Genomic DNA, 12,395 nt, shown 5'->3' with positions numbered 1-12,395 from the left:
TGTTTAACCTCCATTAATCCACAGTAATAATCGTACCGTTGCTCTTTCCTGCTACGGCGTTTGCAATACTGTTTTCTTCATTCAGACCAAAAATCAGCATTGGCATTTTATTTTCCAGACAAAGCACGGCGGCCGCCAAATCTACAACACCGAGTTTGTTGTCAACAATATCTGCCATCTGCATTGAATCATACTTTTTCGCATCCGGATTTACTGCCGGGTCGCAATCATATACACCATCAATGGATTTCGCTGCGAGAATAATATCGGCATCAATTTCAATCGCACGAAGTGCCGTTGCGGTATCGGTTGAAAAATACGGATGTCCGGTTCCACCGGCAAAGAATACTACCATTCCTTTGCCGAGATATTTGTTGACGCGGTCTTTGGAAAATAACTTCGTAAAAGAACCACAGGAAAATGGTGTTAATACTTGTGTCATAAGTCCTACGGAACGACAGATTTCTGACATATAAATGCAGTTCATAACCGTAGCCATCATACCAATCTGGTCTGCTTTGGTGCGGTCTATCGTCTCACTGGAACGTCCGCGCCAGAAGTTTCCGCCACCGATTACAATGGCAACTTCAGTTCCGGCATCCACCAAATCTTTAATCTGTTTTGCAACCGGTACACAGGTTGCCTCGTCAAAACCGGTCCCCTTGTCTCCTGCCAAAGCCTCACCGCTTAATTTCAATAATACTCTTTTATATTTGCTCATTGCGAAATAGCCTCCTGTTATATTTCTTATTCAAAGAATGAATCCAAATCCACATCGGCATATGCCAAAGAGCAATGTCCATCAATAACAGCTCCACTGTTAATCTGAATGGATTTTGCTTTAATATCACCTTTCACTACCGCTGTAGAATCCACAATAACAGGACCATTTACTTCAATGTTTCCTTTTACTGCACCTGCAACCAGTACGGAAGTACAGCTAATACTGCCAATTACGACTGTTCCTACATCAATTTTTACAATACCACGACTGTTAATATCACCTTCCAGTCTTGGTGTGTTCACATAAATTTCGGAAGCAATTGTATTACCTGCTACTTTACCGGTAATTGTTAATTTGCCCTCACATTCTACATCACCTTCAATGGTACCTTTTACAACGAGTGATGTATCGGATTTGATGCCACCGTTAATGGTTGTTCCTTTCGTAATTACGGTAACTTCCTGTGCATCATCTTCCACCTCTTCCACCGGTGTATTATCAATGCTTGCTCCTTCCATTGCTTCTTCCATTACTTCTTCGTTCATGACGTCTTCCTCCTCGTAATCTTCAACCGATTCTTCAATTTCCTCCGGCTCATCTACTACTTCTTCCACCGGTGCTTCCACAGACTCCTCTATTACTTCTTCCGGCTCTGCAGCCACCGCAATTTCATTTTCTTCCGTCTCATTATTTTCCACAACTAATTCCGGAACCTCTTCTGTCGGTTCTTCCGGCGGAAAATCGGTTGTCAATTCACTCATCGAAACTGTCTCTTTTGTTTTCTCATCATCCACTGCCAGATTTTCATCCAGACTCTCTGTCAACTCATTTACGGACTGAGCAATATCCTCTTTTAAGTCCTTAAAAAAACTCATTTTCCTTCCTCCTGATTTCCATTGTTGTGCTGAATGAGTATCATCGACTCATCCACCGGCAACAATTCATAATTTTTAGCCTTAATTTGTTTTATAATAGATGGCAGTGCTTTTACCGTCATCGGTTTGTCTGCCACATCATACATAAGTACAACTGCTGTATCATATGCATCAACGCCCTGCATAACGCCGGTTACCACTTGTTCTTTTGTGGCATTTGCATTATTGATATCAGGACTGATAACATTCCAGTCTAAATACAGATAATGGTTTTTCTTTAACACATCAATAAAATTCTGGATTGGAAGTGATGTATTCTGCGTACTGCTTCCTCCCGGAAAACGATAAAACTTCGTGTGTACTCCGGTTGCTTCATATAAGCAACGGTTGATTTGCTTTAAATCTTTCTCAAAAGCCTCTTTAGAATCATAAATCACATCCTGAATGTGTGAATAAGAATGCATTGCTAACGTGTGGCCTTCTTTTACAATCCGCTGATATATTTTCTTCGACGAAGCGTCCTCTTTTCCTGTCACAAAAAAAGTTGCTTTCACATGGTTCTTTTTCAGTATATCCAAAATTTTCCCCGACTGGCTTCCCGGACCATCATCAAAAGTCAGATAAACCTTTTTTGTAGTTGTATCATCCGTTGGTTTTATCGTTGGCTCGGCAGTCGTTGCCTTTTTTGGCGCTTTCGTTGTCTTCACCTCTTTTTCCTGTGCTTTGACAACACCCGAATCCGACACCTTGGTAATCGTCTCAATCTGCTTTTCCAGTGAATGAACCTTCACTAATAAAAACAAACACATTATCGTAGGCAGTAACAAAAGTACAATAGCTGTCCCTACAATAATTTTCTTAATTCGCTTTACCCTTTTCTTCCGATAAGCAGCCTCCGCTGCATGAACTGTATTTCCTGTCACCTAACAGCGACCTCCTTATCCTTCCATTTCTCGCAGCACGTTATCTAATTTCTTTTTCTTCTTATCGCGCTTATACTCATACAATTTACCATCTGCCGCATTCACGCAGTCCTCTAAGTCTCTCTCCTTTTCGGATTCCAAAAGACAGTAACCAACACTTGCCTTTACCAGATATGGTAGTTCACTCTCTTCATTAAAGTCTTCCAGATACCCATTAAAATCCTTTACAAACTGCTCTGCCATATCTTCTGTATAACCAATTCCAACGACATTATATTCATCGCCGCCGACACGGGCACAAGCATCTTCTTTTCCTGCCACCGCCTGCATCGCCTCACCAATTGTCCGCAGTGCCAAATCTCCATTCATATGTCCAAAACGGTCATTGACCACTTTCAGATTATCCATATCAATAGCAAATATTACAAATGACTTCTTCTCCTTTTTCGCCCTTTTATATTTTTCAAGGGAAACGGAATCAAATCCTCTCCGGTTGTATAAACCGGTCAGTGCATCATGGACATATAAATTGTTCAATTCCTGAAGAAGTCCCTGGTTTTTCTGTTTAATGCGAATCATCTCTAGCGCATTGCCAAGAATTGCAAGCCAGTTATTAAATGTCTTATTTGTGCTGTAATTATCCTCATAAGACACAGCCAGATAACCGTAAGAAAACTGGTTGTTATGAATCGGGAAAAAATAATAAATCATCGGCTTATCTTCCGATACATCTTTTGGCAAAAGCTGTGAAGTTTCAAATACATCAAACACACAGGCTCTTTTATGAAACAAACCGCCAACAACTTTACTCTTCTTAGCAAAGCCGTTTGCCGGAGAACAGTATTTCGGATACTGCTCACCGCGTCCTTCACCTAAGCAGATAAAAAAACTGTCAATATGGTCATTCGCACCTATACGGAGTGACTTTTCAATGCCGTCCACATGATCAAGATCTGACAAATCAATAAACATATATGTGTTACTCTGATTTGACTCCATAATACTCTGGTATTCATTCATCTGACGAACACGTTTGGCTAACATCGACTGCATATTAAATGTCTCACAGCCACAGGAATTACGGAAAATCACTTCGGAATTCACATAACTTTTCTGTGGTACTGTTTCGCCACGCCACATGGCTTCAATAAGCCCAACCGCCTGTTTCACCATATCATGAACCGGCACAGAAACTGTCGTAATCGGTGGGAGGGTAATCGAAGATTCCCATATATTATCAAAGCCGGAAACGGCAATGTCATCCGGTACCAGAAAACCTTTAGCAATCAATTCGTTCATTAAAGAACTTGCCATATAATCATTTGCACACACAATTACTTCCGGTTTTTCAGCCAGTTCCATCGTAAAGTAATCGGCTGCTTCTTTCGCTTTCTTCGTCCAATAATCCCCTTCATATACCATGCGTTCATCAAATGGAATCCCACGGTTTGCCAAAGCCCGTTTATAATCAGCCAGTCTTGTAATCGTATCCGGATGGTCAAACGGTCCCGACATAAATGCAATTTTTGTTTTATGGTGTTCATCCACAAAATGGTACACCAAATCTTCTATGCGGTGTTCCTGATTCACTAACACCGCCGGGTAATCCTTTAAGTCATGACGCAGTGTAACAACCGGGCAGTCACATTTTTTCTCAATACTGTCAACCACATAATCAAGCGCCGGTTTATTCACCAAAGTGTCGTGGCATAAAATAATAGCATCCAATTTCTCAAACGGAATCAAGTGAACAATATTTGCTTCTCCTCTGCCATTTCTTGTTGTTTCGGTTCCATAGCACGAAAAGAATGTAAAATACGCTAAATTATAATCTGCCTCTTTTGCATACATCGACAACGTCTGGCAGATTTGTTCCTGATAATGTGATGACACATCACAAAGAATTACACCAATCGTTTTTCTCCCATTTTCAAACATATGGTTTCTCCTTTCCGTACTTTGCACACACTTACTCATATTATATCATATTATAAAAATATTTCCACATGTTTTTTCTCATTTGTCTACACTTGCGCTGTCTGTTTTTGTGAAACCAGGGACTGTTTTTGCGAGCTCTTCTGCCGCCTCTTTAATTTCATCCGAGAAATCCATATACCACTGCCGCGTTTCCAGAACATACGCTCTCCGAAACGCCTCATCCGTACAAAAAGCGGTTCTCAAATTATGTAACCGGTCAGCCGCTTTCACAACAAATGCAATTGGGTTTGTGCGGATTCCTGCCACATATTCAGCCATGACATATCCTTCTTGTTTTGTCAAAAGGCGCACCGCTTCTAACACCCGCGCACCACCAAGATCAAAAATCTCCTCTTCGGTCGCATCGGTGTCCTCTAACAAATCGTGAAATAAAGCTGTAATCTGGTAGTCCATCCCATAGCCTTGATTTCTCACGATTTCCGCCACCGCTAAAGGATGCATAATATACGGTTCGCCGCCAATGCGGAACTGCCCCTTATGTTTTTCTGTTGCAAAAGCCTCAGCTTTTTGGTATCGTTCCTTCTCATCCATGCGCTTTTTATCCATGCCCCTCATTTATAATGTATGATATATAAATTGTAGCATATTTACTGGAATAGTTCAATGATAGGTGGATGTTTTTTCTTTCTAAACTACGGAAGCAAAAAGACATCATCGTCTACATCTTAGCAAACAATGATGTCTTATTATTTCAATCAAATATTGAACTAAAAAATGCTATATTCTCTTGCCTTATCTGTACCAAGAAATATTTCTTAGTTACCCATCTGAGCGGCAACTTCTGCTGCGAAGTCTTCTTCTTTCTTCTCAAGGCCTTCACCGGTCTCGAAACGAACGAAGCTCTTAAGTGTCAGGTTGCATCCAACTGCTTTTGCAACAGATTCTACATACTTAGCAACAGTCTCTTTGTTCTCAGCTTTTACATAAACCTGCTCGGTCAGACATACTTCTTTCAGCTCTTTGTTCAAACGTCCGATAATCATTTTCTCAATGATATTATCCGGTTTGTTTGCATTCTTAGGGTCGTTTTTCGCCTGAGCAAGAAGAACTGCTTTTTCTCTCTCTTTGTATTCATCGGATACATCATCGGATGAAAGATACTGAGGATTCATAGCAGCAATCTGCATTGCTACGTTTTTCAAGCACTCAACTACTTCTGCTCCGGTGTTATCTGTCTCAGCAGCAATCAAAACACCGATTTTACCGCCGGCGTGAATGTAATCAACAACAATACCATTGTCGCAGGTTACTTTCTCAAAACGACGGATATTCATGTTCTCACCGATGGTAGCAACCATAGAAGCAAGTTCTTCTTTTACTGTCTTAGAAGAATCACCAGCCCATGGCTCAGCCAAAAAGGCATCAATATCAGCAGCAGAGGAAGCATTTACCTGATCTGCTACAGCAGCAACGAAATCCTGGAATTTCTCATTCTTTGCTACAAAGTCAGTCTCGCTGTTTACTTCAACGATAGCTGCTTTCTTGCCATCTTCACTGATGTTTGTCTTAACAATACCCTCAGCAGCGATACGTCCGGCTTTCTTCTCTGCCTTTGCAAGACCATTCTCGCGAAGCCATTCAACAGCCTTGTCCATATCACCATCTGTATTTGTAAGTGCCTTCTTACAATCCATCATGCCGGCACCTGTTTTTTCTCTTAACTCTTTTACCATTGATGCTGAAATAGCCATTTTTAAATCCTACCTTTCTCTTTCTTACTCTGCTTCTGCCTCAGATGCTTCTTCTGTCTCTTCTGCTAAAGACTCGCCCTGATTTGCCTCAATAACAGCGTCTGCCATCTTAGAAACAATCAATTTAACGGCACGAATTGCATCGTCGTTACCAGGAATTACATAATCAAGTTCTTCCGGATCACAGTTTGTATCTACAATACCAATCAAAGGAATACCAAGGATGTGTGCTTCCTGAATACAAATTCTCTCTTTTTTCGGATCCACTACAAAGATTGCATCCGGGATATCTTTCATGTCTTTGATACCGCCAAGATTCTTCTCAAGTTTTGCCCATTCTTTCTTAAGGTTAATAACCTCTTTCTTAGGCAGAACATCGAAAGTTCCATCTTCTGACATTTTCTCGATTGCTTTTAATCTCTTAATACGAGTCTGGATTGTCTCGAAGTTTGTAAGCATACCACCGAGCCATCTCTCGTTTACATAGTACATACCGCAGCGCTCTGCTTCTGCTTTAATAGAATCCTGAGCCTGTTTTTTGGTACCTACGAAAAGGATTTTGCCACCTTCTGCTGCAATATCTTTTACTGCATTGTAAGCTTCATCTACTTTACCTACAGATTTCTGAAGATCAATGATATAAATACCATTTCTCTCTGTGTAGATGTACTCAGCCATTTTAGGGTTCCATCTTCTTGTCTGATGTCCAAAATGAACACCTGCTTCCAGTAACTGTTTCATTGAAATAACACTCATTATTTCGTACCTCCATTTGGTTTTTTCTTCCATCCGCTTCTTCTTTTTGTTACACTGTCTTCGCAAAAAAAGACAGCACCATAGCAAAAATCGGCGAATGTGATTTTTTCAATCCGATTTATAATATCATAAACCGAACAAAATTGCAAGTATTATTTTCCACCGGTAATAATCCGCGCAACTTCTTCCTGCGATGCGCCAACCGGTATTTTATAATCGCCGGCAATTAATTTTTTTGCCAAACCGCTTTTTTCTAAATAATGGTCAAATTTATCGGCATCCTTAATAAAACCAGCCTCTTTTAATTCACGGGAAACAGAACTTGACAAAAGACCGCTCCGCACTGTAAAGGAACGTGTTTTCTCACTTGGTTTCTGTGTTTCTTTTGGCTCTTTTGTTGCTTTCTGTGCAGCCGTAGAATCCGGTGTTTTCGTCCGAACTGGCTTCTTAGACTGTACTGCCACTGCCTGTCCCGTCGCTGCCTGTGAAGGCGCAACTGACGGCTGTATCAGCGTATCCGGTGTTTTTTCCGGAAATTGCATACCAAGTTCTTTAGCCTGTTTAATAATTGAATTTTCGCTGTTTTGTCCGCGGTAGCTAATACACAATAACAGTGTTGCAAGTAAAACACCCACGCCAAGTCCCCGGAGGAAATACCTCATCTTCATTTGTTATCCCCCCCATAAAGTGCAAGAACAAGTTTTACTTCACCCTGTCCGATATTTAGTTGTTTTGATATTTCTAAAACAGATTTTCCCTGTTTGTGTAATTCCTTAATCTTTTCATTTACATTCCCCTGCCCTGCCACTGACATTTCAGGTTTGGATGTTTCATTTTTTACTGCCTTTTTTGGCTCTGCTTTTTTTACCGTTTTTTTCTTTTCTGCTTCTTGTGTATTTGCAGTCAGACGTGAAATCGCTGTCTGGGAAGCCGTGACCGGATTTAAATCCATCCGATTTGAAACCGCCGGTTCCGATGCCATACGTGTTTCAGCCATGGATTCTTTCTTCACCGGTTTCGACATAAATTCTTTCAATTCTTTTTCTTTTTCACTCAGCATGTTGTACATAAAGACAACTTCCTGATGGTTGGCATCAATTTTTTCCAAAATCTGCTGTGAAAATTCATCCACCGCCATGATTTTATCATTGCACAAACGATTCATCCGCTCCTCAGTCGTGTCCACTAATTCATCCTGTCTCTCGGATAAAATTTCTCCGACACGTTCTTTGATTTTTTCTTCTTCTTTCTCTGTCCAAAGTTCGGAACTTAAACTTTCCTTTTCCCCCTCTGCAAAACCGCTATTCTTTTTTGCCACAAAGCAGCTTACACACAGGCAGAGAAAGCCAATAATAATCAATATGATTTCTATCGCTGTCATAATCCATCCTTCTTCTTAAATCGTAATATCAAAACTTCCGGTCGAACGAGGTGCTAATCGTTCCTTTTTTTCCTGTTTTTGTTTCTTTTTTGAGGAATTTTTCGCACCTGTCCCTTTTCCGTTTCCTTTCTTATCGTAATCCTTTGTTTCGCTTTCCTGCGTTTCTACTGTTTGTCTGCTTTCACGCCTTACTTCCTGCTGAAACTGAATGCCATTCTGGTCATAAATATGCTGATTCTGATTCAACTCACGGCCCTGTGCATCTGCCGCATTCAGCGTTCTTGGCGCCATAGTAACTGCATCAATTGAACCCATAGACATAGAAAACGCCTCCTTTTTTTCTTACAATCCAACAATCCGTACATCTGCACCGTCTCTTACAAAGCGGCAGTGAGAAACCTGCTCATGCTGAACTTTACTAACATCCTTTACTGTAATATCAATTCCTGAATACACGGCTCCTTCCACCCGGATACAGGAATGTTTATTTTTTTCAATCCTTACTAATAGTTTTTCTCTTTCTTCGCGCAGTTCTCGAATCTGTTTCACAAGAAGCGGCTTATTCACCGTTGCCTGTTTCAAATAATTCATCTGTTCCGGCAGCACCTCCTGATTAGACGCTAACTGCCCCTTGACCCGATTTACAACTTCATCAATTTTCTGAAGCGTCTCTTCCTTATTCTCCACTTCTGCCTTGATTTCATTCGCCCGAATAATCAATTCTTTATCTGAAATAATCTTGATTTTCGTTGAAGCACCCATTGTTGAGCCAAGCGTTGTCGCATGAACATCGGCATAAGTTGATAAACTTCCGCCGTTAATCAAGCCTTTTTTTCCCAATATATCAACATTTTCCTGACATTCCACGTCACTGTGCAAAATGGCATCGGCTTTGAGCATACCTTTACATCGAACCTTACAGTTTTCCAAAAATTTTGCAGTAATATTGCCTTCTGCCTGAAGCATACCACGATCCATCCCCTGCATGCCTCGTTTGAGAACAATATTACCACCGGAAATAAGCGTTGCACCTTCCACAACACCATTCACAATAATATCGCCCTCGGCTTTAACAGCAAATCCGGTTGTGACATTTCCTGTCACTTCTACCGTTCCCTTATAATCAATGTCTCCGGTTGATGAATCAACATTTGCGGGAACCCGGTAAACATCAGAAACCATAACCATATCATCAACTAAGGTTACATGTCCGGAAACTTTCGAATAAATCGTACACTTATCCTCTGAAATCCGTATATTACGTCCAAAACGAAGCACACGGTTTCTCACTTTTTTCGGCATCATTGGTTTACCTAATACAGATACACCCGCTTTTCCACGATACGCCGGCGTAAGTGTCGCAAGTTTATCTCCTTCTTTAACCGACTTAATATTTCCCAATTGATGAAAATCAACGCTGCCATCTTCATTTAATTTCGGACGGGCAGTCGTATTTATATCAAAATAATACCTGATTTTTGCACTGTATCCCTGAACCGGCATCGTTGCCTCAGCAATCAGATAGTCCTTTTCATAGGCATGATTCTGTAAAAAATGTTCAATTGCTTTTTTGCGGATTCCATGACGGACACCTGCCATCTGTAAATCCGAAACAATATCATCTTCTGTCAGGCTTGCGCCCCCTGTAGTCGGCGGATAAAACCGTGCAAATGCGCGCTCTCCATTTGGCGTGATGGTAACAATACATTTTTCGCTTTCCGGTATAATTTCTCCTTCGTACAGCATAAACATCGAATCGAATTCTTTACGCTTTAAATACTGGTCAAGTGCCACCTGGTCATAATCCGGAAACGAAATGGCATCCAAATATTTCATAACCATCTCCGGCGAAATATCCACTTCACCTTCTTCCGGTGCAAAAATTTTCAGCCACATTCTTCCATCTTCTGCTACTACCTGAAAATAACCATTTGCCGCCATAAGTATCCTCCTATTTCTAATTAGAACAAACTAAGTAAATCAACGGAGTCCCCTAACTGCTCCTTAATTTTTTTCAATGCTTTTGTATGAAGCTGGGAAACTCTCGACTCCGAAACACTCAATATCTGACTAATCTCTTTTAATGTCAATTCTTCGTAGTAATATAATGTGATGACATTCTGCTCTTTTTCTGTCAGTTTTTTGAGGGCTTCCACTAGCATTTCCTTCAATTCCTGCTTTTGGATCGCATGATCGGGCTGCTGAAATTTTGCTCCCATCGTCTCCAGACGCCCTTCGTTTCCCTGTTCCAGATAATCATCTAAGGAAATCAAATTGGTAAATTCCGCCTCTGCCTTCCAGTTCTCATATTCTTCCACGGAGATTCCCAATTCATTTGCAATCTCATCGCCTTTCGCCGTTCTTCCACGTTCTGCTTCAATTTTCGCTGCAGCCGCATCCATTTTTTTCTGCTTCTGTCTAAGTGTCCTTGGAATCCAGTCCATCTTTCGGATTTCATCCAAAATTGCACCTCGAATTCTCAAACTGGCATATGTTTCAAATTTTACATTTTTTGCCATGTCATACTTATCAATGGCATCAATTAAACCAAAAATTCCATATCCTACCAAGTCATCATACTCTACCGTATACCCCAAGTACATACTCAGCCTGCCTGCCACTAAATTTACAACACCGGCATATTCAAGAATAAGCTGCTCGCGTAATTGTGGGGTCTTTTTCTTATGATACTGTTCCCACAAGCGGTTTCGTTCTGTTTCCCTCATCCACTATGTCCTTTCCTAGGTCATGCCTGCTCCGTTTGTTCTGTCTGATCCACCTGTTTTTCTGCTTCTTCCTTTTCTCTTTCTTCCGCCTCCTGCTGCTCCTTCAAAAGACGAGCCTGCTCTTCAGCTTCCTGACGTTTTTTCTCTGCCTCAATCATAGCCAGATGCTCTGCCTGCACTTTTCCAACAATCTGCGCCGCAATCTGCCCAATGATATAAAAAAGAAGTAAAACAATAACTAACGTAATTAAACTATTTAAAACAGGCCACCTTTGTACCACACATAAAACACAACACACAAGGCCGGCAGCCAACATAATAAAAGCAGGTATATAACGATTTTTCATATCCTACACCTCGTCAAATCACATATTCATTTACACCAGCCACCGAAATATGCAACAACTCACATTCCGGGTCAAATACAATCGTGCGGCTGAAATCTTTTCCGGAATCATCCGCCACAATTGGAATATTCTTTTCCTGTAAAAATTTCCTGACTGCCTGATTGTTGTGATGTCCAACATTCAGCAGTTCATTATCCGAATGATGTGCAAACATTCTAGCACCGCCTGCAATTTTAGCACGCAGATTTTCTTTCAATCCTCCGCGTGCTAAAAGTTCATGATACATATCCAAAAGACATGTGTCTGCAAACTTCATTCGGTTTTGATTATGAGTAATCTTTGTGCTGTCCGGAAGCATAATATGTGCCATTCCACACAACTTTGTTTTCGTGTCATAGATTACGACCCCCATACACGAACCAAGTCCTAACGTCGAAATTTTATCCGGCGGTGCACATAACTTATAGTCAGCCATTCCAACACGAATCATCTCACTCATACTTCTTTCTTTTCCTCAATTACCGCATTCATATCCAATAAAGAAATGAGTTCCTCTCCTTTTTTGCCAATCCCGGCAAGGAAAGATGCTTTTTCCTCTTCCAGCTTAAATGCTGGTTTCTCGATAGAAGCCGGATTGATATTTACCACTTCCTGCACTTCATCGACAATTACACCAATCAATGACTGATCCTGCATACGGATAATAATGATTCTCGTTGCGGACTGACAGACATCATCCTCTAATCCGAAACGTCTGCGCAGACTCATAATCGGAACCACTTCACCACGCAGATTAATCACACCAACATAATATGACTGTGACTTTGGAACTCTTGTCATATGCTGCATTCTTACGATATTATCCACACAGGAAATATCAATTCCATATTTTTCATTTCCTAATTTGACAACAATATACTGAATTTCATCCATTGTTGTTTCCATTTCATTCATCAAATCTTCCATGTCGACAC

Annotated in this window: 15 protein-coding genes; all 15 read right to left on the bottom strand. The window is 40.9% G+C overall.

Annotated features, from left to right (window positions below; translation table 11 throughout):
• Window positions 1-13 precede the first annotated feature (13 nt).
• Complete coding sequence (pyrH, locus tag DW005_RS00630) at window positions 14-721, bottom strand: UMP kinase (protein WP_117477749.1); 708 nt, start codon at window positions 719-721, stop codon at window positions 14-16.
• Between the two features lie 26 nt (window positions 722-747).
• Window positions 748-1,599, bottom strand: coding sequence for a polymer-forming cytoskeletal protein (locus tag DW005_RS00625; RefSeq protein WP_117477748.1), 852 nt, complete (start codon window positions 1,597-1,599; stop codon window positions 748-750).
• Window positions 1,596-2,522, bottom strand: coding sequence for a polysaccharide deacetylase family protein (locus DW005_RS00620; protein WP_117477747.1), 927 nt, complete (start codon window positions 2,520-2,522; stop codon window positions 1,596-1,598). Before DW005_RS00620 ends, DW005_RS00625 begins: the two co-directional genes overlap by 4 nt.
• Before the next feature lie 15 nt (window positions 2,523-2,537).
• The gene (locus tag DW005_RS00615) at window positions 2,538-4,460 is read right to left on the bottom strand and encodes a GGDEF domain-containing protein (RefSeq protein ID WP_181974892.1); all 1,923 of its coding nucleotides are present in this window, start codon (window positions 4,458-4,460) and stop codon (window positions 2,538-2,540) included.
• Window positions 4,461-4,538: 78 nt separating this feature from the next.
• Window positions 4,539-5,066: an HD domain-containing protein gene (locus tag DW005_RS00610; RefSeq protein WP_181974891.1), complete on the bottom strand. Its 528-nt coding sequence runs from the start codon at window positions 5,064-5,066 to the stop codon at window positions 4,539-4,541.
• Between the two features lie 209 nt (window positions 5,067-5,275).
• A complete protein-coding gene (gene tsf / locus DW005_RS00605; RefSeq protein ID WP_022377980.1) occupies window positions 5,276-6,211 on the bottom strand; it encodes a translation elongation factor Ts in 936 nt (311 codons plus the stop codon).
• 24 nt (window positions 6,212-6,235) lie between these two features.
• Window positions 6,236-6,967: a 30S ribosomal protein S2 gene (gene rpsB / locus DW005_RS00600; protein WP_022377981.1), complete on the bottom strand. Its 732-nt coding sequence runs from the start codon at window positions 6,965-6,967 to the stop codon at window positions 6,236-6,238.
• 152 nt (window positions 6,968-7,119) lie between these two features.
• The gene (locus DW005_RS00595; RefSeq protein ID WP_117477744.1) at window positions 7,120-7,635 is read right to left on the bottom strand and encodes a hypothetical protein; all 516 of its coding nucleotides are present in this window, start codon (window positions 7,633-7,635) and stop codon (window positions 7,120-7,122) included.
• Entirely contained in the window at window positions 7,632-8,348 is a 717-nt protein-coding gene (locus DW005_RS00590; RefSeq protein ID WP_117477743.1) for a DUF6115 domain-containing protein, read from the bottom strand. Before DW005_RS00590 ends, DW005_RS00595 begins: the two co-directional genes overlap by 4 nt.
• Window positions 8,349-8,363: 15 nt before the next feature.
• On the bottom strand, window positions 8,364-8,669 hold the full coding sequence (locus tag DW005_RS00585; RefSeq protein ID WP_117477742.1) for a hypothetical protein: 306 nt from the start codon (window positions 8,667-8,669) through the stop codon (window positions 8,364-8,366).
• Between the two features lie 21 nt (window positions 8,670-8,690).
• A complete protein-coding gene (locus DW005_RS00580; RefSeq protein WP_117477741.1) occupies window positions 8,691-10,289 on the bottom strand; it encodes a FapA family protein in 1,599 nt (532 codons plus the stop codon).
• Between the two features lie 20 nt (window positions 10,290-10,309).
• Complete coding sequence (locus DW005_RS00575; protein ID WP_117477740.1) at window positions 10,310-11,074, bottom strand: FliA/WhiG family RNA polymerase sigma factor; 765 nt, start codon at window positions 11,072-11,074, stop codon at window positions 10,310-10,312.
• A 20-nt stretch (window positions 11,075-11,094) separates the two neighbouring features.
• Complete coding sequence (locus tag DW005_RS00570) at window positions 11,095-11,421, bottom strand: hypothetical protein (RefSeq protein WP_022377987.1); 327 nt, start codon at window positions 11,419-11,421, stop codon at window positions 11,095-11,097.
• A gap of 13 nt (window positions 11,422-11,434) precedes the next feature.
• Window positions 11,435-11,920 (bottom strand): chemotaxis protein CheD, encoded by a 486-nt coding sequence (locus tag DW005_RS00565; protein WP_117477739.1) that lies wholly within the window; start codon window positions 11,918-11,920, stop codon window positions 11,435-11,437.
• The gene (locus tag DW005_RS00560) at window positions 11,917-12,387 is read right to left on the bottom strand and encodes a chemotaxis protein CheW (RefSeq protein WP_022377989.1); all 471 of its coding nucleotides are present in this window, start codon (window positions 12,385-12,387) and stop codon (window positions 11,917-11,919) included. Before DW005_RS00560 ends, DW005_RS00565 begins: the two co-directional genes overlap by 4 nt.
• Window positions 12,388-12,395 lie beyond the last annotated feature (8 nt).

This window comes from Clostridium sp. AF36-4, from assembly GCF_003435975.1.
In the GTDB taxonomy this organism is placed as follows: Bacteria; Bacillota; Clostridia; order Lachnospirales; family Lachnospiraceae; genus Eubacterium_F.
Note: the sequence above shows the minus strand (reverse complement) of the source record. Positions and strands in the feature narration are given on the sequence as shown.

Excerpts from the sequence above, each read along its gene's own strand:
- DW005_RS00565 (WP_117477739.1), bottom strand. The coding sequence starts at position 11,920 with ATGAGTGAGATGATTCGTGTTGGAATGGCTGACTATAAGTTATGTGCA.
- DW005_RS00615 (WP_181974892.1), bottom strand. The coding sequence starts at position 4,460 with ATGTTTGAAAATGGGAGAAAAACGATTGGTGTAATTCTTTGTGATGTG.
- DW005_RS00590 (WP_117477743.1), bottom strand. The coding sequence starts at position 8,348 with ATGACAGCGATAGAAATCATATTGATTATTATTGGCTTTCTCTGCCTG.
- DW005_RS00595 (WP_117477744.1), bottom strand. The coding sequence starts at position 7,635 with ATGAAGATGAGGTATTTCCTCCGGGGACTTGGCGTGGGTGTTTTACTT.
- DW005_RS00585 (WP_117477742.1), bottom strand. The coding sequence starts at position 8,669 with ATGTCTATGGGTTCAATTGATGCAGTTACTATGGCGCCAAGAACGCTG.
- DW005_RS00610 (WP_181974891.1), bottom strand. The coding sequence starts at position 5,066 with ATGGATAAAAAGCGCATGGATGAGAAGGAACGATACCAAAAAGCTGAG.
- DW005_RS00580 (WP_117477741.1), bottom strand. The coding sequence starts at position 10,289 with ATGGCGGCAAATGGTTATTTTCAGGTAGTAGCAGAAGATGGAAGAATG.
- DW005_RS00625 (WP_117477748.1), bottom strand. The coding sequence starts at position 1,599 with ATGAGTTTTTTTAAGGACTTAAAAGAGGATATTGCTCAGTCCGTAAAT.
- pyrH (WP_117477749.1), bottom strand. The coding sequence starts at position 721 with ATGAGCAAATATAAAAGAGTATTATTGAAATTAAGCGGTGAGGCTTTG.
- DW005_RS00560 (WP_022377989.1), bottom strand. The coding sequence starts at position 12,387 with ATGGAAGATTTGATGAATGAAATGGAAACAACAATGGATGAAATTCAG.
- rpsB (WP_022377981.1), bottom strand. The coding sequence starts at position 6,967 with ATGAGTGTTATTTCAATGAAACAGTTACTGGAAGCAGGTGTTCATTTT.
- DW005_RS00570 (WP_022377987.1), bottom strand. The coding sequence starts at position 11,421 with ATGAAAAATCGTTATATACCTGCTTTTATTATGTTGGCTGCCGGCCTT.
- tsf (WP_022377980.1), bottom strand. The coding sequence starts at position 6,211 with ATGGCTATTTCAGCATCAATGGTAAAAGAGTTAAGAGAAAAAACAGGT.
- DW005_RS00575 (WP_117477740.1), bottom strand. The coding sequence starts at position 11,074 with ATGAGGGAAACAGAACGAAACCGCTTGTGGGAACAGTATCATAAGAAA.